Annotated in this window: 15 protein-coding genes; 9 read left to right on the top strand and 6 right to left on the bottom strand. The window is 68.0% G+C overall.

Annotated features, from left to right (window positions below; all coding sequences use genetic code 11):
• Window positions 1–58: 58 nt before the first annotated feature.
• The 3 genes from ACWV8V_RS17875 to ACWV8V_RS17865 form a co-directional block, all read right to left on the bottom strand.
• Complete coding sequence (locus ACWV8V_RS17875) at window positions 59–460, bottom strand: CopL family metal-binding regulatory protein (RefSeq protein ID WP_455900368.1); 402 nt, start codon at window positions 458–460, stop codon at window positions 59–61.
• A 94-nt stretch (window positions 461–554) separates the two neighbouring features.
• On the bottom strand, window positions 555–2,360 hold the full coding sequence (gene recQ, locus ACWV8V_RS17870; RefSeq protein WP_455900367.1) for a DNA helicase RecQ: 1,806 nt from the start codon (window positions 2,358–2,360) through the stop codon (window positions 555–557).
• 647 nt (window positions 2,361–3,007) lie between these two features.
• Entirely contained in the window at window positions 3,008–3,559 is a 552-nt protein-coding gene (locus tag ACWV8V_RS17865) for a Dps family protein (RefSeq protein WP_019185151.1), read from the bottom strand.
• A gap of 96 nt (window positions 3,560–3,655) precedes the next feature.
• Between ACWV8V_RS17865 and hrpA the strand changes: the two genes are divergently transcribed.
• Window positions 3,656–7,759, top strand: a complete 4,104-nt coding sequence (gene hrpA, locus ACWV8V_RS17860) for an ATP-dependent RNA helicase HrpA (RefSeq protein WP_455900366.1) — start codon at window positions 3,656–3,658, stop codon at window positions 7,757–7,759.
• Between the two features lie 42 nt (window positions 7,760–7,801).
• Here hrpA and ACWV8V_RS17855 read toward each other — a convergent pair whose 3' ends face one another.
• On the bottom strand, window positions 7,802–8,326 hold the full coding sequence (locus tag ACWV8V_RS17855; protein ID WP_259259426.1) for a hypothetical protein: 525 nt from the start codon (window positions 8,324–8,326) through the stop codon (window positions 7,802–7,804).
• A 132-nt stretch (window positions 8,327–8,458) separates the two neighbouring features.
• Here ACWV8V_RS17855 and ACWV8V_RS17850 point away from each other — a divergent pair, with 132 nt between their 5' ends.
• The 8 genes from ACWV8V_RS17850 to tsaB all read left to right on the top strand — a co-directional run bounded on the left by ACWV8V_RS17850 (window position 8,459) and on the right by tsaB (window position 20,196).
• A complete protein-coding gene (locus ACWV8V_RS17850; protein ID WP_259259427.1) occupies window positions 8,459–10,612 on the top strand; it encodes a bifunctional (p)ppGpp synthetase/guanosine-3',5'-bis(diphosphate) 3'-pyrophosphohydrolase in 2,154 nt (717 codons plus the stop codon).
• Window positions 10,613–10,641: 29 nt separating this feature from the next.
• Window positions 10,642–12,204, top strand: coding sequence for a hypothetical protein (locus tag ACWV8V_RS17845; protein WP_455900365.1), 1,563 nt, complete (start codon window positions 10,642–10,644; stop codon window positions 12,202–12,204).
• A 55-nt stretch (window positions 12,205–12,259) separates the two neighbouring features.
• On the top strand, window positions 12,260–13,144 hold the full coding sequence (locus ACWV8V_RS17840; RefSeq protein ID WP_259259429.1) for an SDR family oxidoreductase: 885 nt from the start codon (window positions 12,260–12,262) through the stop codon (window positions 13,142–13,144).
• A 97-nt stretch (window positions 13,145–13,241) separates the two neighbouring features.
• Window positions 13,242–14,279: a glycosyltransferase family 2 protein gene (locus ACWV8V_RS17835; protein WP_259259430.1), complete on the top strand. Its 1,038-nt coding sequence runs from the start codon at window positions 13,242–13,244 to the stop codon at window positions 14,277–14,279.
• Between the two features lie 88 nt (window positions 14,280–14,367).
• Complete coding sequence (mrcB, locus tag ACWV8V_RS17830; protein ID WP_123730420.1) at window positions 14,368–16,809, top strand: penicillin-binding protein 1B; 2,442 nt, start codon at window positions 14,368–14,370, stop codon at window positions 16,807–16,809.
• Window positions 16,810–16,824: 15 nt separating this feature from the next.
• A complete protein-coding gene (locus tag ACWV8V_RS17825) occupies window positions 16,825–17,352 on the top strand; it encodes a hypothetical protein (protein WP_259259431.1) in 528 nt (175 codons plus the stop codon).
• Window positions 17,353–17,422: 70 nt separating this feature from the next.
• A complete protein-coding gene (locus tag ACWV8V_RS17820; protein ID WP_455900364.1) occupies window positions 17,423–19,480 on the top strand; it encodes an ATP-dependent DNA helicase in 2,058 nt (685 codons plus the stop codon).
• 5 nt (window positions 19,481–19,485) lie between these two features.
• The gene (gene tsaB / locus ACWV8V_RS17815; protein ID WP_455900363.1) at window positions 19,486–20,196 is read left to right on the top strand and encodes a tRNA (adenosine(37)-N6)-threonylcarbamoyltransferase complex dimerization subunit type 1 TsaB; all 711 of its coding nucleotides are present in this window, start codon (window positions 19,486–19,488) and stop codon (window positions 20,194–20,196) included.
• Between the two features lie 134 nt (window positions 20,197–20,330).
• Here the strand turns inward: tsaB and ACWV8V_RS17810 are convergent, their stop codons facing one another.
• Together ACWV8V_RS17810 and gshB are read right to left on the bottom strand one after the other, a co-directional pair.
• Window positions 20,331–21,218 carry an energy transducer TonB family protein gene (locus ACWV8V_RS17810; RefSeq protein ID WP_455900362.1) on the bottom strand — a complete coding sequence of 296 codons (888 nt, stop codon included), beginning with the start codon at window positions 21,216–21,218 and terminating at the stop codon, window positions 20,331–20,333.
• Window positions 21,215–22,165 carry a glutathione synthase gene (gene gshB, locus ACWV8V_RS17805; RefSeq protein ID WP_123730425.1) on the bottom strand — a complete coding sequence of 317 codons (951 nt, stop codon included), beginning with the start codon at window positions 22,163–22,165 and terminating at the stop codon, window positions 21,215–21,217. The genes ACWV8V_RS17810 and gshB overlap by 4 nt, the downstream gene beginning before the upstream one ends.
• Window positions 22,166–22,185 lie beyond the last annotated feature (20 nt).

Below are 22,185 nucleotides of genomic sequence, written 5' to 3'. Positions count from 1 at the left end.
CACACACGCCGGGGCGCATGTGCACAGCCTCAGGCCGGCGCTCGCAGCGCGCGGTGGATCAGGCGATCGGAGGGCGGGTGATGCGGTCCAGCGGGGGCATCGGCCGCGACGGATGCGCGGTCAGGATCGGCGCCAGCGACAACGGTGGCGGCGTGGCGATCCACGCGATCTGGACGGTCAGGCTGGGCTGCTGGGCACAGCTGCGCAGGCAGTCCTTGATCTTGCAATAGTCGCCATCGTGCGGGGCCTGGACGCCGGTGTCGGTGTCGGCGGCGGCCATGGCGTGGTGATCGAGTGCGGCGGGCATCGGCGCATCGCCATGGCAGGGCGGGCCGGGCGTGTTGGTGCGGCTCGGTTCGGCCATGGCCAGCGCCATGGGGCCGGCCATGGCGGCGTTCAGCCCGTTGAGCAACAGGCTGAGCATCAATACCACTCGCAGGAGCAGGCCACTGGCGGACATGGGCCTCACCTTACTGCCAAATCCGGGCGGTCGCACCTGCGGCTGAACACGTGGTTCAACTCTGGAGGCCGGTCCGTGCGGGCTTGGCCGGGCATCAGCCTTCCTCGCGCACGATCTCGACCAGCCGGTCGCCATAGCGGGCCAGCTTGGTGCCGCCGATGCCGCCGACCCGGCCGAGCGCATCGACGCTGGTGGGGCGCTGTTCGGCGATGTTGCGCAGCGTGCTGTCGTGGAAGATCACGAAGGCGGGCACGTTCTGCTCGCGCGCGAGCTCGGCGCGCAGGCTGCGCAGCGCATTGAACAGCGCCAGGTCCTGTGGCAGCACCGACAGGCCGGTGCGCTGGCCGCTGCGGTCGCGCTCGCGGGCGGCCTTGGGCGTCTCGCGGCGCATCATGACCTTGCGCTGGCCCTTGAGGACCTCGCGGCTGCCATCGGTCAGGCGCAGGCCGCCGTAGGCGCTGCTGTCCACCTCGAGCAGGCTGGAGGCGACCAGCTGGCGGAACACGCTGCGCCAGGTGCGGGCGTCGAGATCCTTGCCGATGCCGTAGGTGCTCAATTCGGTGTGCCCGAACTGGCGCACCTTTTCGTTGTCGCCACCGCGCAGGATGTCGATCAGGTGGCCGACACCGAAGCGCTGGCCGCTGCGGTAGACACAGCTCAGTGCTTTCTGGGCGGCGACGCTGGCATCCCAGGCATCCGGTGGCAGCAGGCAGTTGTCGCAGTTGGCGCAGGGCTGGGGGTAGGTTTCCCCGAACCCGGCCAGCAGGACCTGACGGCGGCACTGCATGGATTCGCAGTAGCCGAGCAGGTGATCAAGTTTGGACCGTTCGAGCGTTTTGCGGTCTTCGCCGGCTTCGGACTGTTCGATCATCTGCTTGAGCAGCACGACATCGCCCAGGCCGTAGCAGAGCCAGGCTTCGGCAGGCTCGCCATCGCGCCCTGCGCGGCCGGTTTCCTGGTAATACCCTTCCATCGATTTGGGCAGATCGGTATGCGCGACGAAGCGCACGTCCGGTTTATCGATGCCCATGCCGAAGGCGATGGTGGCGCACATCACGATGCCGTCCTCGCGCAGGAAGCGGCGCTGGTTGGCGGCGCGCACCTCGGCGGGCAGGCCAGCGTGGTAGGGCAGGGCGTTCATGCCCTCCTTGCACAGGAACTCGGCGGTTTCCTCGACCTTGCGCCGTGACATGCAGTAGACGATACCGGCTTCCTGGCGGTGGACCTTCAGGAAGTCCAGCAGCTGGCGCTTGGCGTTGTCTTTCTGGACGACGGTATAGCGGATGTTGGGCCGGTCGAACGAGCTGACGAAGTGCTGGGCGTTGGTCAGGTCCAGCCGTTCGGCGATTTCGCGCTGGGTCGGCGGATCGGCGGTAGCGGTCAGCGCGATGCGCGGGACGTCGGGCCAGCGCTCGTGCAGGACGGTGAGCTGGCGGTATTCGGGGCGGAAGTCGTGGCCCCACTGCGAGACGCAGTGGGCTTCGTCGATGGCGAACAGGGCAATCCGGCTGCGCGAGAGCAGCGAGAGGAAGCGGCCGGTCAGCAGTCGCTCGGGGGCGACGTAGAGCATGTCCAGTTCGCCGGCGAGCAGTTCGCGCTCGACGCGGGCGGCGGTTTCGCCATCAAGGGTGGAGTTGAGGTATTCGGCGCGGACGCCAAGCTGGCGCAGGGCTTCGACCTGGTCCTGCATCAAGGCGATCAGCGGCGAGATGACGATGCCGGTGCCGTCGCGGAGCAGGGAGGGGACCTGGTAGCAGAGCGATTTGCCGCCGCCGGTGGGCATGAGGACGAGCGCGTCATTGCCGGCGGCGACATGCTCGACGATCGCCTGCTGCGGACCGCGGAATTCGTCGTAACCAAAGATGCGGCTGAGCAGGTCGTGCGCGGGGCGGGAAGACATCGCGCTAGTTTACCTTGCCCAGGCTACGGGCCGTGTCCTCTGATGCCGGATCGGTCTGTAGGAAAGCCGAGGCCGGAGCCAGAGCTAGAGCTAGAGCTGAAGGCACAAAGCGCCGGGCGTGGCCTCCTACGGGGTTGGCGCGGTGTGGGTGGGTCTGCTGGACCCGCCGTGAACCCGTCCATGGGGGCTCGATGTGCGCCATCCATGGCGCACAACGGTCCTGCAGACCCACCCACACCGCGCCGTCGACACTTGGTTGGTCTTCAAAGGAGAGCCAGTCCAGAGCCAGTCCAGAGCCAGTCCAGAGCCAGTCCAGAGCCAGTCAAACGCAGACAGGCGCCACTCGGCGCCTGTCTGCTGTTGCTTGCCTGTGACCTGAGGCCTGTTACCGCTTGCCGAAGAGGCCGCTCTGGCTTGCCCAACCGTCCATCCAGATCTGTCTGGCGAGTGGGGGCCAGGCCCTGACGGGACCGTCGTGCGCCATGGATGGCGCACGTCGAGCCCCCAAGGATGGGTTTACGGCGCGTCCCGGCAGGGCCTGGCCCCCGCTCGCCAACACGGAGACCCCGTCAGCCAAAGCCTTTGCCTTTGCCTTTGCCTCTGCCTTCAGTCAGCCAAGCCAGCCAAGCCCGCCAAAAAACACATCCTTACTGCAGCAGCGAACGCAGCATCCAGGCGTACTTTTCGTGGGTCTGCAGACGCTGGGTCATCAGATCCTCGGTCGGTGCGTCGTCCGCATCGTCGGCCACGTCCAGCACTTTGCGCGCCGTACGGCACACCGCCTCGTTGGCGGTGACCAACTGGCGTACCATTTCACGCCAGTCCGCGCTGTCGGTCAGGCCCGGCTCCTCGGCGATCGAGGTCAGGGCCGCGAACTCGCGGTACGAGCCCGGGGCATTGAAACCCAGCGCACGGATGCGTTCGGCCACGTCATCCAGGGCCGCCCACTGTTCGGTGTACTGGGTCTCGAACATGGTGTGCAGCGAGTTGAACATCGACCCGGTCACGTTCCAATGGAAGTTGTGGGTCTTCAGGTAGAGCGTGAACGCATCGGCCTGGAAGGCCGACAGCCCATCGGCGATCTTCTTGCGATCGCCCTCCTTGATCCCGATATCGATGTTCGGGGCCGACGGGGCCGCCGCGCCGAGCTTCTGCTTGGCAGTCTTGGGCTTTGCCGGGGTCTTGGTCGTCTTCGCCATGGGAGAACTCCTTATGGATGGGATGAATCGGATGGCCTTCACAATAGATCAGACTACCCTTTCAGTAGTAAACAAAAGTTCTAAACGAATCGATTGATGAGCGCTATCGAAAAACCACATGCAGCACGCCTGGCCCAGCAGCAGGCCGCCATCAACGGGGCCATGAGCCGCGACCGCGGTCGTTTGCTGGGGATGCTCTCGCGTTGGCGAGCCAAACCGGCGGATACGGGGCTGGCGGCGGCGTTCGAGCAGGCCTTGCGGGCCTCCGTGCAGCGCCGTGAAGCGCGTGCGCTGAATCAGCCGGCCATCACTCTGGACGAGCAACTGCCGATTGCGCGTGAAGCCGAGGCCATCACCGCGCTGATCCGCGACCACCAGGTCGTGGTGATCGCCGGTGAAACCGGCTCGGGCAAGACCACCCAGCTGCCCAAGCTGTGCCTGGCCGCCGGCCGTGGCACCGCCGGCATGATCGGCTGCACCCAGCCGCGACGGATCGCCGCACGTGCGGTGGCGACCCGCGTTGCGCAGGAACTGCAGTCCGAGTTGGGCACCACCGTCGGCTACCAGGTGCGCTTCACCGATCGCGTTGGTGACGATACCCGCATCAAGTTCATGACCGACGGCATCCTGCTGGCCGAGATCAGCAGCGACCGCTGGCTGTCCAACTACGACACGATCATCGTCGACGAGGCGCACGAACGCAGCCTCAACATCGATTTCCTGCTGGGCTATCTGAAGCAGCTGCTGAACAAGCGCCCCGATCTGAAGCTGATCGTCACCTCGGCGACCATCGACACCTCGCGCTTCGCCCAGCATTTCGACGATGCCCCGGTGATCAGCGTGGAAGGCCGTACCTTCCCGGTGGAGGTGCGTTACCGGCCGCTGGAGGGTGAGGGCGGTGGCGAAGCCGACGGTGGGCGCGATGGCGATCGCACCGTGAATGATGCGGTGGTCGCGGCGGTGGATGAAATCACCCGGATCGACCCGCGTGGCGACATCCTGCTGTTCTTCCCAGGCGAGCGCGAAATCCGCGATGCGCACCAGTCGCTGGAACGACGCAAGTACCGTGGCACCGACGTGCTGCCGCTGTATGCGCGGCTGTCGGTCAAGGATCAGGATCTGGTGTTCAACCCGGGTGCCAACCGGCGCATCGTGCTGGCCACCAACGTCGCCGAAACCTCGCTGACGGTGCCGCGCATCCGCTATGTGATCGACCCGGGTTTCGCCCGCATCAAACGCTACAGCCCGCGCCAGAAGCTGGATCGGTTGCACATCGAAGCGGTCTCGCAGGCCAGCGCCAACCAGCGCAAAGGGCGTTGTGGCCGCGTGTCCGAAGGCATCTGCTACCGGCTGTATTCCGAAGCGGATTTCCTGTCGCGCCCGGAATTCACCGATCCGGAGATCCGCCGCTCCAGCCTGTCCGGGGTGATCCTGCGGATGCTGCAGCTGGGCCTGGGCAAGATCGAGGATTTCCCGTTCCTGGAGGCACCGGATGAGCGCGCCATCGCCGATGGCTGGCAGCAGCTGGGTGAGCTGGGTGCGGTCGATGCCGAGCGCCGCCTGACGCCGATCGGGCGCCAGATGGCGCGCCTGCCGGTGGACGTGAAACTGGCCCGCATGCTGGTCGCCGCGCAGGCGCAGGGCTGCCTGCGGCCGATGCTGGTGATCGCCTCCTTCCTGGGTATCCAGGACCCGCGCGAGCGCCCGCCGGAAGCGCGCGCCGCGGCCGACAACGCACACGCGCTGTTCGCCGATGGGCGTTCGGAATTCGTCGGTGTGCTGCGGCTGTGGGACGGCTACCGCCAGGCCCACGAAGACCTGACCCAGTCCAAGCTGCGCGACTGGTGCGGGCGGCATTTCCTCGGCTTCCTGCGCATGCGCGAGTGGCGGGAGCTGCACCGTCAGCTGCGCGTGCTGTGCGAGGAGCTGGGCTGGAGTGAGGAGCCCGCGGAAACGTCATTGGCGCCTTTGCTTGCCGGATCCTCCGCGCCTGCCCCGGCGCGCGATGACGAGGCCAAGATCAAGGCGACGCGTGGCCAGCAGCACCGTGCCGCACGCCTGGCCCGTGAAGGGAAATCCGAGCCGACCCCTGCCCAGAACACGCCGGCGCCGGTCAAGGGGGCCGATTCCGAGGCGCGCAACGCCTTCAGCGACAAAGTGCGCGCGGCGGCCTACCAGACCCTGCACCGTGCCTTGATCGCCGGGCTGCCCACGCAGATCGGCCACCGCAGCGACAAGGGCGACTTCCTGGCACCGCGCCAGCGCCGCTTCCTGCCGTTCCCAGGCTCGACCCTGGCCAAGCGGCCGCCGCCGTGGCTGCTGACCGCCACCCTGCTGGATACCCAGAAAATCTGGGGCCTGACCAACGCGGCGATCGAGCCGGACTGGGTCATCAACGAGCTGCCCCACCTGCTGCTGCGCAAGCACTTTGACCCGCACTGGTCGCGCGCGCAGGGCCAGGTGCTGGCCTCCGAGCAGATCAGTCTGTTCGGGCTGGTACTGGCCCCGAAGAAGCCGGTGCACTACGGCCGCATCGCACCGGGCGAAGCGCACGACATCTTCGTGCGGCAGGGCCTGGTGACCGGCGAAATCAACACCCGTGCCGGCTTCGTCGCCGACAACCTCAAGGTGCTGGAGCAGGCGCGCGAGGAAGAGGCCAAGCTGCGTCGCGCCGGCATCGTCGCCGACGAAGGCTGGCAGGCGCGCTGGTACCTGGACCGGATTCCGGCCGAGATCCATTCGGCGATGGGCCTGGATACCTGGTGGAAGGCGCTGGCACCGGAGAAACGCCGCGCCCTGTCGTGGACACTGGCCGATCTGCTGCCGGGTGAGGGCAGCGATGCCGAGCGGTATCCCGCGTATCTGCCGCTGGGTGATGCACGGCTGCCGCTGCATTACACCTTCGAACCAGGTGCCGACGAAGATGGCGTCACGTTGGAGGTACCGCTGCACCTGCTCAACGCACTCGATCCAGCGCGGCTGTCATGGCTGGCGCCCGGCTTCGTGGCTGACAAGGCCGCGGCGCTGATCCGCAGCCTGCCCAAGGCGATGCGCCGCAACTATGTGCCGGCACCGGACTTCGGTCGCGCGTTCGCCGAAGCGTTTGCCGAGCCGACCGCCGATGACATCCGTGGCGAGCTGGCACGGTTCCTGGCGCGTGCGACCGGTGCCAAGGTGGCCGCGACCGATTTCGATGACGCCGCGCTGGACGCCCATCTGCGCATGAACCTGCGGCTGCGCGATGCCGATGGCAAGGTGCTGGCGACCTCGCGCGATCTGGATGCACTGCGCGCCCGCTTCGGTGACAAGGCCGGTGATGCCTTTGCCGCACGCGCCGGCCGTGCGCTGGCGGCCGACGGGCTGCGTGATTTCCCGGCCAGCCCGATCCCGTTGCAGGTGCCCGGCGAAGCGGGCGTGCCGGCCTACCCGGCCCTGGTCGACCAGGGCGAGACCGCCGCGTTGAAGATCTTTGCCGATCGCAATGAGGCGCTGGAGCAGCATCCGCTCGGTGTGCGTCGATTGCTGGAGATCGCGCTGGCCGACAAGGCCAAGCAGGCGCGCAAGCAGCTGCCGGTGCCGCCCAAGACCGGGCTGTTGTATGCCGCGATCGAATCTCAGGAGCGCCTGCGTGGCGACCTGGTCGATGCCGCGATGAATGCCGTGCTTGCCGATGGTCTGGGCGATATCCGCGACCCGGCCGCGTTCGCCACGCGCAGCGCGGAGGCGGGCAAAGCGCTGTTCGGCGAGGCGATGGCCCGCTTGAAGCTGGCCGAGAACATCCTGGCCCATGTGGCCGAACTCAAGCCGCAGCTGGAGGCGCCGCTGATGGGCTGGGCACGCGGCAATCTCGATGACATGGAGCAGCAGCTGGCGGCACTGGTCCATCCCGGCTTCCTGCGCGAAACCCCGGCCGATGCCCTCGCGCAGTTGCCGCGTTACCTGCGCGCCATGATCCTGCGCACCGAACGTGCCAAGCGCGATCCACCGCGCGACCAGGCACGGATGCTGGAATTGCGTCCGTTCGTGGACGCATTGGCGCAGGCCGAGGCGCGCGGTCTGCGGCAGCGGCCGCAATGGCAGGATCTGCGCTGGGACCTGGAGGAACTGCGGGTGTCGCTGTTCGCCCAGGAGCTGGGCGCCAGGACCGGCATTTCGGCCAAGAAGCTGGCCCAGCGCGTGGCGGCGCTGCAGAAGGCTTGATCCGGCTGGCGCCCCGTGCCGTTGCGGCACGGGGCGTTACGGTTATTTGACGCGGCGCACTTTGGCGCGGGTGTTGATGCCTTCCACGCGCAGATACCACACGCCGGAAATGCCCGGAATGACCGACACCTTTGCATCGGTTTTGCGCACGCCGCCCACGGCTGCCGCATCGGTCTGCTCCCACACCTGTCCGTTGGCGAGCGTATAGGTGCGGCCCTTGCCAAAGCCGGTGAATTCGCCCGGCAGCGTGCTGTCGATGGGGTCCTTGCTGCCGAAGTCGAAGAAGCCACGGTTCTTGACGATGACCTCCTGGCGGCCTTCTTCGCGGGCCTGTTCGCGCACCTGCTCACGTGCATCGGCGGCTGCCGCGGCCACCTTGCCCTGCAGCCAGTTGTTGAGCGAGGCCATTTCCTGCGAGCTCAGCTTGTCCAGCCCGGCCGCCTTGAATTCGGCCGCGGACATCTGCTGCTGGAGATCGCCGTCGACCACACGCTGGGCCAGGGCCGGCAGCGACAGACTCATCAGAACGGCCGCGCAGGCCAACAACCGCAGACGGGAATAGCGCATGGCAGGGTCTCTCCTAGGAATGGCCGCAGTGTAGTGCCAGCGCCCCGGCATGTGCACATGCAGGCGACGGCGATTGTAGGGGGGGCGCTGCGGCGCTAGTGTAGGTGGCCTCTATCTTGTCTGTACGATGCTGTGAACCGCGCTTCTGCCCCCGGCCTGGATGCCTTGTTGAACCGTCCCTCGGTGGCCTCGCTGCCGCCTGAACTGCGTGAGGCGTTGCTGCAGCGCTGGCAGTTGCCCGAGGCCGATCCGGACATGCGCGTGGGTTGGCCGGTGCTGGCCGACACGCTCGATGCCCTCTCGCTGCTCTCCGCCGACGAGTCGGCGTTGCTGGCCACCCTGCTGTTCGACCTGCCGTGGCTGCGTGCTGGCGTGGATACGCTGCCGCTGGGCGCGCTCAAGCCGGTGATCGTCGGCCTGCTCGATGGGCAGGATGCGGCCGACCAGGTCTGGGCGCTGCACGCCGGGCGCGAGGCCGGGCGCAACAGCGAAGGCCTGCGTCGCCTGCTGCTGTCGATCATCCGCGACCTGCGCGTGGTGCCGATCCTGCTCGCCCGCCAGCTGGCCCGCATGCGCGGTGCCGATCGGCTGCCCGAAGAAGAGCGCCGCGCGCTGGCCCAGCTCACCCGCGACATCCACGCGCCGCTGGCCAACCGGCTCGGCATCTGGCAGTTGAAGTGGGAGCTGGAAGATCTGGCGTTCCGTCACCTGGAGCCGGAAACCTACCGTCGCATCGCACGTGAGGTCGATGAAACCCGTCTGGCCCGCGAGCGCTATGTCGAGGGCGTCAAGAAGGCGCTCTCGCGTGAGTTGTTGGCGCAGGGCATCCGCGCCGAGGTCAGCGGTCGCCCGAAGCACATCTACAGCATCTGGCGGAAGATGCAGAAGAAGCGGCTGGCCTTCGAGCAGCTGTATGACATCCGCGCGGTACGCGTGATGGTCGACGACGTGGCTGCCTGCTACGCCGCGTTGGGCGTGGTGCATGCGCTGTGGGCGCCGGTGCCGAGCGAATTTGACGACTACATCGCGCGCCCGAAGGCCAATGATTACCGCTCGCTGCATACCGCCGTGGTCGGCCCGGAAGGGCGCACCATCGAAGTGCAGATCCGTACCCATGACATGCATGCCCAGGCCGAGCTGGGTGTCGCCGCGCATTGGCGCTACAAGGAAGGCAGCAAGGGTGCGGAGAAGGCGTTCGATCGCAAGATCACCTGGATGCGCCAGTTGCTGGAGCAATCCCAGGAGGGCCATGCCGGCGAACTGGCCGGCGCGCTGGATGCCGAACTGACCGAAGACCGGGTCTACGCGCTCAGCCCCAAGGACGAGGTGATGGACCTGCCGCAGGGCGCCACGCCGCTGGATTTTGCCTACCACGTGCATACGATGGTCGGGCATCGCTGCCGCGGGGCGAAGGTCAATGGCCGCATCGTGCCGCTGACCTACCGCCTGCGCAGCGGCGACCGCGTCGAGATCCTGACCGGCAAAGAGGCCGACCCGCGCCGCGACTGGCTGCTCGCCTCCGGCGGTTTCCTGGCCAGCAACCGCTCGCGTGACAAGGTGCGCGGCTGGTTCCACAAGCTGGACCGGGCGCGTAACGTGCAGGCCGGTCGCGAACTGCTCGAACGGGAACTCAAGCGCCTTGGCCTGGCGCACGCCGACCTGACGATCGCCGTGAAGAAGTTCCACGCCGACAGCGTCGATGATCTCTACATCCAGGTGGCCTTGGGCGACACCGGGCCGAACCAGGTCAGCCGCACGCTGCTGGAAGCCGAGCGTGCCGCCAGCCAGCCGGCGGTGCCCGCCCTGCCGCGCCCGACGGCGCGGCGCGACAGCGTGCGCAGCGCCAACTTCACCGTCCAGGGCGTCGGCAACCTGCTGGTTCAGCTGGCGCGCTGCTGCCAGCCCGTGGCCGGTGAGCCGATCGTCGGCTATCTGACCCGCGCCCGCGGCGTCACCGTGCATCGCACCGATTGCGCCGCGCTGGCGCGGCTGGCGGCGGCCAGTCCGCAGCGCATCCTGCCAGTGGAGTGGGGCCAGGCCGGCGGCGGCTACGAAGTGGACGTCGTGGTCGATGCGGTCGACCGGCGCTGGCTGCTCAAGGACATCACCAACCTGATCGCGCAGGAGGATGCCTACGTGCTGGACATCCACAGCGACAACGTCCGCAACAGTGGCCGGGCGCATCTGCGCCTGCGCCTGAAGGTCAGCGATTACGGGCAGCTCTCCACCCTGCTGGGCAAGCTGGACGCGCTGCCCGGCGTCAGCGAAGCCCGGCGTCTAGGCTGACCTCACGTGCCGCACGCTAGGCTCGCGGCATGAGCCGGGACGATGACAGGCATGACGCCGCGCACGAGGCGCTGCGGCGGGTACGCCGCGAGGGCCGCTGGTGGTGGCTGCAGGCGCGCCACGCCCGCCGCATCTGGCGCTGGGCGGCGCTGGTGGCGGTGCTGCTGTTCGTCAGCCTGGCGCTGCTGCGGCGGCCCTTGGCCAACTGGTTCTGGAACGAGCCGCAGATCGAGCAGCTGCTCGATCAGGGCGATCGTGCGTTGGCCGCGGGCCGGTTGAGTGCGGCCGATGGCAGTGGCGCGCGGGAGTCTTTCCAGGCGGCATTGGCGCTGGACAATGATCGGCTGCAGGCGCGTACCGGCCTCGCCCGGACCGGCCAGGCAGCGCTGCAACAGGCACACGATGCGCTGGACCGGGGCGATCATGTCGCGGCGAGCGCCGCCCTGGCGTTGGCCCGCGACCTGCAGGTGCCACAGCGCGATGCCGATGCGCTCGCGCAGCAGCTTCGCGCGCGTGATCAGGCACGCGCCGGGATCGGCGCGTTGCTCGGCCGTGCCGAAGCCGCGCTTCAGGCACAACGACTCGATGGCGGCCCGGACAGCGCGTTGCCGCTGTTCCAGCAGGTGCTGGCGCTGATGCCCAACCAGCTGCGCGCACTGGAAGGACGAGAGGACGCGTTGTCCGATCTCCTGCAGCAGGCACGCACTGCAGCGGAGGGTGGCGATGTTGCACGCGCGGCGGCGCTGGTGCGCAGCGCCCGTGGTTTCGATGCAGGGCATGTCGACCTGCCGGCGACCCAGGAGGCCGTGAACAATGCGCTCGAACGCCGCCAGCGCGACGGCGAGACCGCACTGCGTCGGCAGAAGCTGGAGGCGGCGGCAGCGGCCTTCGCTGCGGTGCTCTCGGCAGTGCCCGATGATCCTGCCGCGCACCGTGGGCAGCTGCAGGTCGCCGACGCCCAGCTGATGCGGGCGACCCGCCAGGCCGGCAATTTCCGTTTCGACGAAGCCGGCCAGTCGCTGCAGGCAGCCGAAGCGCTGGGGGCGTCCACGCGTGCGCTCGAGACGGTGCAACATACGATCGACCAGGCCCGGCGTTCCCAGGCGGCGTTGACGACCCCGGCGGTGCCGCGGGCCCAGCGCGAACGCACCCTTCAGCGCCTGCTCGCGCGTCTGGACGATGCGGAAGGCGCCGGGCAGTTCCTTGAGCCCCCCGGGCGCAGTGCCTACGACGCCCTGCGCGAAGCCCAGGGAGTTGCACCACAGGATCCGCGCGTGCGGGCGGCCGCACAGCGCCTGCTGCCGGCCAGCCGGCAGTGCTTCGAGGATCGGCTGCGCGAGAACCGTGTGCTGGCCGCCGGTGCGTGCCTGGATGCCTGGCAGGCGCTGGGCCCTGGATCACAGGGCGTTGCGCAGGCCCGGCAGCGACTTGCCCAGCGCTGGCTCGCCATCGGCAGCGAACGGCTGGGGCGGGGCGATGCTGCATTTGCCCGAATGGCCTTGCAGCAGGCCGCGCGGCTCGGGAGTGAAACGGGCGGTGGAGACTATCAATCGCTGGATCGCCGGCTTCGGGATCTGGAATCCTCGCGCTGAGCCCCCGCCTGTGCCTCAGCTATAGTACGGGCCCTTCTTCAAGACCGGCGTTTGCATGACCCTCTTCGTTTCCGGCGCGACCAGCCAGATCGGCCGGTATCTGCTGCCCCGGCTGATCGCTGCCGGAACGCCCGTCGTTGCGGCCAGTCGCACGCCACAGCCCGCTCAGCCGGGTGTGACATGGTTGACCGGTGATCTGGGGAGCGTCCTGCCAACCGCAGCGGACCCGCCGTGGGATGCTATTGCCAGTTTCAGCCCACTCGAAGCATGGGTGCACTGGTTGTCCCAGCAGACTGTTGCGCCGGCGGCAAAGATCATTGCGACCAGTTCGATGAGCATTGTGACCAAGCAGGGGTCGGCCCAGTCGGACGAGCAAGCGGTGGTTGCGCGTCTGCAGCAAGGTGAGCAGGGATTGGCGCGGCAGGCGGACCGCCTGGGTATGCAGTGGACCATCCTGCGACCGACGCTGATCTACGGTGCTGGCATTGACCGCAGCGTGACGCCCATTGTGAAGCGGGCGCGAAGGCTGCGTGTGTTCCCGATCCCCATGGCTCACGGCATGCGTCAGCCCGTGCATGCCGATGACATCGCCCTTGCCGTGATTGCAGCGTTGTCCACGGATGCCGCTGCCGGGCAGGTCATCGAGATCGGTGGCGGTGAGCGCCTTGATTATCAGCATATGTTCCAGCGGGTACACGCGAGTCTGGATGAGCGGATCGTGCCGTTTTATCTGCCATCGTTCACATTGCGCCTGCTGGCAGCGTGTAGTGCGCGCGCGCGTGGCCCCGTCTCTCGCCTGGAGCAGGACCTGATCGCTGATAATGGCCCCCTGCAGTCGAGGCTTGGCGTGCACCCCCGGGCATTCAAGCCAGAGGCTGCGACGTGGAGGCCGATGAGCCCGGCCCAGGCGATGGAACGCATCGCAGGCTCAGTCCGTTGACCCCGTATCTGCGCTTTGCGGCTGGGCGCGGCCGTCACCGTGCGCGCTGCTATTGTTGCGGTGTCCAAACGCAGCAGGGTTGCGTCTGATGTGCAGCATGACGTCCAGCGCAGTTCCACGCGTCGCCGTGGCGATGTGCACTTACAACGGTGCGGCCTATCTGCAGGCGCAGTTGGACAGTCTTCTGGTTCAGACCGTCCCTGTGGACGAGGTGGTGATCGGCGATGACGGTTCATCCGATGCAACACTGTCGCTACTGAATGACTTTGCACGCCACGCGGCCACCCGCGGCATTCGCGTTGATATTGTCCAGCGTCCCCGCAATCTGGGGTATGTACTCAATTTCGCCGATGTGTTGCAGCGCTGTACGGCAGAAATCGTGTTTTTGTGTGATCAGGATGATGTGTGGTATCCGGATCGTGTCGAGACGTACCTGGAAAGGTTCGATTCGGATGCCTCTTTGATGCTCCTGCACAGTGATGCGCGGCTGGTCGACGGAGTGGGCGAACCTCTTGGGGCGATGCTGTTCGGCATGTTGCGCGTCCATCCAGCCGAGCTGGAACTGGAGCGCTCCGGGCTGGTGTTGGATGCCGTATTGATGCGCAACTTTGTCACGGGGGCAACGTGTGCGCTGAGGCGCGTGCTGCTTGAAAACGGCTTGCCGATTGGATCCAAGTGGAGTCACGACGAATGGTTGGCGGTGGTCGCCTCACTTGAGGGAGGCTTGGATGTTCTGCCGCAGGCCACGATCGACTATCGCCAGCATGCTGGCAATCAGATCGGCGCATCCCGGCGCTCGATCCGGGATCGCTTGAGGAACCTGGCGTTGCTTGATGAGCGGCAGCGGATGTGCACCGCGCATCGTCTGCAGGCGCTGCTGGTGTTGTTGTCGGCGCGCGGGGTTCAAGTAGCGCCTGCGCGGCTGAAGGGTCTTGGCGCGCTGACGTGGCGGATGGCGTGGTCCCGACTTCAGCTCTATCGCCGCCCCGACGTGGAGTGGGCCTGGATTGTTCATGATGTTCCGCGCCTGCTGGCCCGCCTTGCCAACGCATGTCTGGCCGGCGGCGGCTGGCGAGCCGCGATTGCGGCGTGCAAAGGTGCCTGGGCCGGGCTGCGCGGCCGACCCCTGATGTGATTGAACTGCACTGAAACGTGGATCTGGTGGCGACCTGCTCCCGCAGCGGCTGCGTTAGACTCGCCGGAATCCATATTCTCGCATCCCCGTGCCCCGACGCTACGATTCCGACGACATCGACGAGTTCGAAGACGACACCGAAAGCCGCGGCCCACTGTGGCGACGCCGGTTGATCACCTGGAGCATGGCGGCTGTCGCGCTGGGGCTGGGCTTCCTGATCCCCTATACGGTGTACCTGAACCAACAGGTCACCCAGCGTTTCGGTGAGCTGCGCTGGCAGATTCCCACGCGTGTCTATGCGCGCCCGCTGCCGCTGGCGCCCGGCGTGGCGATGGATGCGGCCACGCTCAAGACCGAGCTGGCGGCCTCGGCCTACCGGGATGACGGGATCGGCAAATCACCGGCCACGTACACGCAGGAAGGGGGGCGTTTCGTCATCTCCAGCCGTGGCTACAACGACGTTGACGGCCGGGTCGCCCCGCGCCGCGTCGAGCTGAGCCTGTCCGGCGGGTCGATCGCTTCGCTGCGTGATCCCGACACCCGCAAGGCGCTGAAGGCCGCGCGTCTGGATCCGGCCCGTATCGCCACGCTGTACGGCCAGAAGCAGGAAGAGCGCCGGCTGGTGCGGATCGAAGAGACCCCCGAGCTGCTGGTCACCGGCCTGCAGGCGGTGGAGGACAAGGACTTCAACCGCCACCATGGCATTGATCTGAGCGGCATCGCCCGCGCGATCTGGGTGACGGTTCGCTCCGGTGGCCAGAGCCGCCAGGGCGCCTCGACCCTGACCCAGCAGCTGGCCCGCAGCGGCCTGCTCGGGATCGGCAAAGAGCAGACCGTCACCCGCAAGTTCAATGAGGTGCTGTACGCGCTGATCATGGAAGCGCGCTACGACAAGCGCACCATCCTGGAGGCCTACCTCAACCAGGTCTACCTGGGCCAGCGTGGCAGCCAGGCCATCCACGGCATGTCCTCGGGCGCGGAGTTCTGGTTCGGGCGTGATCTGGCCTCGCTCAATACCGAGCACGTCGCGCTGCTGATCGGTCTGGTCAAGGGCCCGTCGTATTACGATCCGCGCCGCAATCCCGAGCGCGCGCTGGACCGGCGCAACTTCGTGCTGGGCAAGCTGCGCGAAGCCAACCTGATCGATGATGCCGAGTACAAACGCGCGGTCGATGCGCCGCTGGGCGTGCCCAAGACGCCGGGCCTGATCGCGGCCAACCGTTTCCCGGCGTATGTCGATCTGGTCCGTCGCCAGCTCGGCCACGATTACCCCGAGTCGGTGCTGCAGGGCGCCGGGCTGAGCGTGATGACGGGCATGGCGCCCTCGGCGCAGGCCTATGCCGAAGGTGCGGTCACCAAGACGATCAAATCACTGGAAAGCAAGCGCCGTCCCGCGTTGCAGGCCGGCCTGGTGCTGACCGACGTGCACAACGGGGATGTGCTGGCCGTCGTCGGCAGCCGTGACGTGTCCGAGCCGGGCTTCAACCGGGCCATCGAGGCGCAGCGCCCGGTCGGCTCGCTGCTCAAGCCGTTCGTGTATCTGCTGGCGCTGGCGCAGCCGGACCGCTACTCGCTGTCCAGCTGGGTCGATGATTCGCCGGTGACGGTGCAGCTCAGCCGCGGGAAGCAGTGGTCGCCCGGCAATGCGGACAACCGCAGCCACGGTACGGTCCGCCTGATCGATGCGCTGGCCCATTCCTACAACCAGGCCACGGTCCGGGTGGGCATGCAGGTCGGCCCGGAGCGGGTCACGCAGTTGATCCATGTTCTGGCCGGCATCAAGGCCGAGCCCAATCCCGCGGTGATCCTGGGCTCCACGGATCAAAGCCCGTATGCGATGGCCCAGCTGTATCAGTTCCTGGCCTCCGGGGGCGAGATCCAGCCGCTGCACGCAGTGCGTGGCGTGCTCGATCCGCAGGGCAAGTTGATGAAGCGCTACGACAAGACCCCGGCGCCGGCGCAGGAAGGTGACTCGATTGCCGCCAACCTGATCAGCATCGGTCTGCAGCAGGTCGTGGCCAGCGGTACCGCGCAGCGCCTCAACGCCGACGGCCTGGGCCGCCTGCAGCCGGCGGGCAAGACCGGCACCACCAACGACGGCCGCGACAGCTGGTACGCCGGGTACACCGGTGACCATCTGGCCGTGATCTGGATGGGCAACGACCAGAATGAACAAGCCGGGCTGTATGGCGCGACCGGGTCGATGAGGGTCTGGTCGGGCATTTTCCAGCGCCTGCCCAGTTCGCCGCTGAAGGTCAGCAACAAGGGCCTGGACTGGCAGTACGTGGAGGCCAGCGGCACGGCCACCACCGATGAAGCCTGCCCGGGCGCGCGTCGCTTCCCGTTCGTGGTCGGCTACACCCCGGCCTATGTACCGTGCACCGCGCCGAGCGCGTTGCCGGAGGGCGAGGGCGGCGAACAGAGTGAAGGCGGTGGCTGGCGCAGCTGGTTCGGCCTTGAGAAAAAGCCGGAGCCCGCCCCCGAACCGGCGCAGAATGCACCGGCCGCCACCCCCGCGCGTCAACCCTGATCGAGGCCTGCCTGCATGACCACCCGTTTCCTGATCCGTTCCGCGTCGCTGGCCACGCTGTGTCTCGCGCTGGCGGCCTGCGTCACTCCGCCACCGGCCGTGAAGGCGCCGGTCGACACCACCACGCCGGCCCAGCGCCTGGCCGCTGTGGATGCCGCCGCGGGCAATGATGATAAAGAGCTGGCCGTGCAGCCGCTGCGCGACAGCGAGGTGGAAGACCTGCGCCAGGCCGCGCATGCCCGTCGCCAGGCCAACGATCTGACCGGCGCTGCGGCGGCGCTGGATCAGGCGCTGGCGATCATGGCCTCGGATCCGTCGGTGCTGCAGGACCGGGCCGAGATCGCCCTGCTGCAGGGCGATTGGGCGGCGGCGGAAACGTTCGCCCGCAAGTCGGTCGAACTCGGTTCCAAGACCGGCCCGCTGTGCCGTCGCCATTGGGCGACGATCGAGCAGGCGCGTCTGGCCCGTGGTGAGAAAGAAAACGCGGCCTCGGCGCATGCCCAGCTGGACGGCTGCACGGTGCCGGGGATCATGCGCTACTGATGTAGGCGATGCAGTCGGATGCGTGACGGCGTAGCGCCGGGCATCGGTCGGCACCCTTTATCATTGCGTCATGTCCCAACTTGCCCACGCCAGCCGCGATGCCCTCAGTGAGGGCGGTGCGCTCGCCAGCCAGCTCGATGCCTTCGTTCCGCGCCCGGCCCAGCTGCGCCTGACCGCGGCGATCGCCGAAGCGTTCGACCAGCGCGACGTGCTGCTGGCCGAGGCCGGCACCGGCACCGGCAAGACCTATGCGTACCTGGTGCCCGCGCTGCTGTCCGGGCTGAAGACCATCATCTCCACCGGTACCCGCGCGCTGCAGGATCAGCTGTATCACCGCGATCTGCCGCGCGTGCGGGCCGCGCTCGGTGTGGGCCACAGCAGTGCGCTGCTGAAGGGGCGTGCCAATTATCTGTGCCGCTATCGGCTGCAGCAGGCCCGGGGGGAACCCCGTTTCAGTTCCCCTGAGCAGGTCGCGCAGTTCCAGCGCATCCTGGCCTGGTCCGGGCGCACGAAGTACGGCGACATGGCCGAGCTGGAGGCCTTGCCGGAGGACTCGCCGCTGTACCCGATGGTGACCTCCACCGTCGATAACTGCCTTGGCACCGAATGCCCCTTCTGGGATGACTGCTTCGTCGTGCAGGCACGGCAGCGGGCGCAGGCGGCCGACGTGGTGGTGGTCAACCACCACCTGCTGCTGGCCGATCTGGCGCTCAAGCAGGAAGGCTTCGGCGAGATCCTGCCGGGCGCGCAGGCGTTCGTGATCGACGAGGCGCACCAGCTGCCCGAACTGGCGGCCAACTTTTTCGGGGAAGGCTTCGGCATGCGCCCGTGGCAGGAACTGGCGCGCGACTGCCTGGCCGAGAGCCGCAGCGTGGCCGGTGCGCAGGCCGCCCTGCAGGAGCCTGCGGCCGCGTTGGAGCAGACCCTGCGCGACCTGCGCGTGGCGATGGATGGCCTGCCGCCACGCGGCACCCAGTGGCGGGCGCTGACCGTGCCGCAGGTGCGCGATGGCTTCGATGCGGCGATGAGTACGCTGGTGCAGCTGCGGGATGCGCTGGCCGGCGTGCGCGAGGCGTCACCCGGTCTGGATGCCTGCCATGCGCGCGCCATGGAAGCGGTCTCGCGGTTGTCGCGCTGGCTGGGCGACGATGCGCCGATGCTGGATTTCGACACCGATCCGGACGAAGCGCCGCCGCCAGCGGAGGTGCTCTGGTATGAACTGACACCACGCGGTTTCCGCTGCCAGCGCACGCCGATGGATGTGTCCGGGCCGCTGCGCGAGCATCGCCAGCGCTCGATGGCGGCCTGGGTATTCACCTCGGCCACGCTGACCGTGGACGGGGGGTTCGAGCATATTTCGCAACGACTGGGCCTGGATGATCCGGTCAGCCTGCTGCAGCCCAGCCCGTTCGACTGGGCCCAACAGGCGCTGTGCTATCTGCCGACCGATCTGCCCGATCCGGCCGCGCGCGGCTTCGGCACCGCGTTGATCCGCGCGCTGACGCCAGTACTGGAGGCCTCGCACGGCCGTGCGTTCCTGCTGTTCGCCTCGCACCGCGCACTGCGCGAAGCGGCCGAGGCCCTGCGCGATGCACCGTGGCCGCTGTTCGTGCAGGGCGAGGCACCGCGCGCGACCCTGCTGCAGCGCTTCCGTGAATCGGGCAACGGCGTCCTGCTGGGCTCGGCCAGTTTCCGCGAAGGCGTGGACGTGGTGGGCGATGCACTCAGCGTGGTAGTGATCGACAAGCTGCCCTTCGCCGCGCCGGACGATCCGGTGTTCGAAGCGCGGCTGGATGCAATCCGCCGCGACGGCGGCAACCCCTTCCGCGATGAGCAGTTGCCGCAGGCGGTGATCGCGCTCAAACAGGGGGTGGGCCGCCTGATCCGCAGCGAAACCGATCGCGGCGTACTGGTGCTGTGTGATCCGCGCCTGCTCAGCCGTGGCTATGGCCGGATCTTCCTGGATTCACTGCCGCCGTTCCGGCGTACCCGTTCGCTGACCGATGTGCAGGCCTTCTTTGCGCCACAATGGCCCGTCGATGGCGCTGCGTCTGTACCTGCGCCTGCATCACCGCAGCCCGTAGTACGTCTGCAGCCTACCGATGACTTTCCCACTTCCCTGTTCTGACCGCCATGAAACTGCTCGCCTTTGAAACCGCCACCGAAGCCTGTTCCGTTGCCCTGTATGTGGATGGGCAGGTCAGCGAGCGCTTCGAGATCGCCCCGCGCCGCCATGCCGAACTGAGCCTGCCCTGGGCCGAGGCGCTGCTGGCCGAGGCGGGGGTGGCCCGTTCGCAGCTGGATGCGATCGCGTTGGGGCGGGGGCCGGGCGCGTTCACCGGGGTGCGGCTGGCGATCGCCATCGCCCAGGGCATCGCCCTCGCGCTGGACCGCCCGCTGATCGCGGTCTCCACCCTGCAGGCGCTGGCGCTGCGTGCGCCGGCCGAGGCCGATCATGTACTGGCCAGCATCGACGCGCGCATGGGCGAGGTCTATGCCGCACGCCACATCCGCGTGGACGGGCAGTGGCAGCTGCAGGGCGAGGAGAGCGTGTGCGCGCCGGAGCAGGTCGTGTTGCCTGGGGGCACGCGCTGGTTCGGCGTGGGGACTGGCTTCGGCGCGGCCGAGGGCGTGCTGGCAACGCGGTTGGCCGATCAACTGACCGGCGTGGACGCGTTGGCGCTGCCGCGTGCTTCGGACGTGCTGGCCTTGGCAGTGCCCGCGTTCCAGCGCGGCGAGGGCGTGGCACCGGAGCTGGTGGAGCCGGCGTATCTGCGCAACAACGTGGCACTGACCCTGGTGGAACAGCAGGCGGCGCGGGCGGCGAAGCAGGCGGCCTCGTAACGCAGGCCGCCTGGTAGCGCCCAGCTGCGCATCGCATCGTAAGCCCCAGCCACGCATGGCGTGGCACTACCTGCGCGGCGTTCTCGTAGAGCCACGCCATGCGTGGCTGGACCCTGCGCGCGATCCGTGCACGATCAGCGGTCGTCGCGCAGCTCGCCGCCGGGCAGGAACACCCAGGTACGGGTCACCTGCAGGATGTCGATCGCATCCTCGGTCTTGGGCAGGGGTGGGAACGGCTGGGCCAGGGTGATCACGCGCAGCGCGGTTTCATCCAGCAACGGCGTGCCGCTGGACTGCAGGATGCGGGCACTTTCGACCGTGCCATCGCGGCGCACACCGACGGTGATCACCACCTGCCCGCCGAGCCGGCGGGCGCGTGCCTCATCGGGGTAGTTCAGATTGCCGACGCGCTCGGCGCGGTCGACCCACGCGCGCAGATAATTGGCATAGGCGTATTCGCGGGTACTGGCCGAGACGAACTTGCGGTTCGGGCGTTTGGCGTACTGCGCCGAGCGCAGGTGCACTTCGGCGGCCAGCCGCGCCATCTCCACATCGCGCTGCTCGCGGGCCGTCATCGGTGCATCCGGGCGGGGTTGCTCGGGCAGCGGCTGTGGCTGCGCCTCGGCGACGGTGTCGGCCCCATTGCGGCTGTTCACCACGCGGGTCTGCGGCGGCGGCACGCTGGCCGCCTCCTGGCGCTGTTGCGGGATCGGCGACAGCCCGGCCTGCGTCTGCGGCACGATCCCGGCCTGGTTGTCGCGCGGGCGCTGCGCCTTGTCGTGGTCGCCACCGCCCTGCTGATTGGCCTGGGCCAGGAAGTCGGCCTGCTTGGGCGTCAGCGGGGTCTGGGTCTGGCTGAAGATCACATCCAGGGTCGGCACCAGTGGCGCGTTGTCGCTCACCGCAAAGCCGACCCCGAGGAGCAGCAGCGCGTGCACGAGCACGGACAGCGTCAGGGTCGCGCCCAGCCGCTGGGATTCGCGCGCCTGCCACGTCGGGGCCGGGACGACGCTGGCACTCATCGCGGCAGGCCGGCCTCGATCGCGTCGAACAGGGTGCCGGCGATGTTCAGCCCGAACTGGGCGTCGAGCTCGCGCACGCAGGTCGGGCTGGTGACGTTCACTTCGGTCAGGTAATCGCCGATCACATCCAGGCCGACGAAGCGCATGCCGCGCCGCTTCATTTCCGGGCCGACCTGGGCGGCGATCCAGCGGTCGCGCTCGCTCAGCGGGCGGCCTTCGCCACGGCCACCGGCCGCCAGGTTGCCGCGGAACTCGTCGCCCTGTGGAATCCGCGCCAGGCAGTAGTCCACCGGCTCGCCATCGACCAGCAGGATGCGCTTGTCGCCGGCGGTGATGTCCGGGATGAACTTCTGCGCCAGGGCCAGCGTGCGCTCGCCGTCGGTCAGGGTTTCCAGGATCACATTGAGGTTCGGGTCGCCGGTGCCGCTGCGGAAGATCGAGCGCCCGCCCATGCCGTCCAGCGGCTTGAGCACGGCTTGGCCGTGTTCAAGCACGAAGGCCTTCAGGTCGGCGTTGCGGCGGCTGACCAGGGTCGGCGGGCAGCACTGCGGGAACAGCAGGGCGGCCAGCTTCTCGTTGTAGTCGCGCAGGCCCTGCGGATCGTTGACCACCATCGCCCCCGCCTGCTGGGCGACGCTGAGCACGTGGGTGTCGTAGATGAATTCGGCATCCACCGGCGGGTCCTTGCGCATCAGCACGACCTGGCCGGGGCCGAAGACCGTCTGGCTGAACTCGCCCAGGGTGAACCAGTCGTTCTTGTCCTCGCGCACCTGCAGCGGGGCGGTGCGGGCAATGGCCTGGCCGTCGCGCAGGGCCAGCCCGCCGGGGCTGACGTAGTGCAGGGCGTGGCCGCGGCGCTGGGCTTCCAGCAGCATCGCGAAGGTGGTGTCCTTGGCAATCTTGATATGGGCGATGGGGTCCATCACCACGATGACATTCAACGGCATGGTCGCAACCTGGCGGGCAG

It is taken from the genome of Stenotrophomonas sp. Ker107b (genome assembly GCF_053847245.1).
This window is presented reverse-complemented; position numbering and strand designations above follow the sequence as displayed.

Bases quoted from the DNA above. Each gene is read 5' to 3' on its own strand.
- recQ (WP_455900367.1), bottom strand. From the start codon at position 2,360: ATGTCTTCCCGCCCCGCGCACGACCTGCTCAGCCGCATCTTTGGTTAC.
- ACWV8V_RS17825 (WP_259259431.1), top strand. From the start codon at position 16,825: ATGACCACCCGTTTCCTGATCCGTTCCGCGTCGCTGGCCACGCTGTGT.
- hrpA (WP_455900366.1), top strand. From the start codon at position 3,656: ATGAGCGCTATCGAAAAACCACATGCAGCACGCCTGGCCCAGCAGCAG.
- ACWV8V_RS17865 (WP_019185151.1), bottom strand. From the start codon at position 3,559: ATGGCGAAGACGACCAAGACCCCGGCAAAGCCCAAGACTGCCAAGCAG.
- ACWV8V_RS17820 (WP_455900364.1), top strand. From the start codon at position 17,423: ATGTCCCAACTTGCCCACGCCAGCCGCGATGCCCTCAGTGAGGGCGGT.
- ACWV8V_RS17835 (WP_259259430.1), top strand. From the start codon at position 13,242: ATGACGTCCAGCGCAGTTCCACGCGTCGCCGTGGCGATGTGCACTTAC.
- ACWV8V_RS17875 (WP_455900368.1), bottom strand. From the start codon at position 460: ATGTCCGCCAGTGGCCTGCTCCTGCGAGTGGTATTGATGCTCAGCCTG.
- ACWV8V_RS17855 (WP_259259426.1), bottom strand. From the start codon at position 8,326: ATGCGCTATTCCCGTCTGCGGTTGTTGGCCTGCGCGGCCGTTCTGATG.
- ACWV8V_RS17810 (WP_455900362.1), bottom strand. From the start codon at position 21,218: ATGAGTGCCAGCGTCGTCCCGGCCCCGACGTGGCAGGCGCGCGAATCC.
- gshB (WP_123730425.1), bottom strand. From the start codon at position 22,165: ATGCCGTTGAATGTCATCGTGGTGATGGACCCCATCGCCCATATCAAG.
- tsaB (WP_455900363.1), top strand. From the start codon at position 19,486: ATGAAACTGCTCGCCTTTGAAACCGCCACCGAAGCCTGTTCCGTTGCC.
- ACWV8V_RS17840 (WP_259259429.1), top strand. From the start codon at position 12,260: ATGACCCTCTTCGTTTCCGGCGCGACCAGCCAGATCGGCCGGTATCTG.
- ACWV8V_RS17845 (WP_455900365.1), top strand. From the start codon at position 10,642: ATGAGCCGGGACGATGACAGGCATGACGCCGCGCACGAGGCGCTGCGG.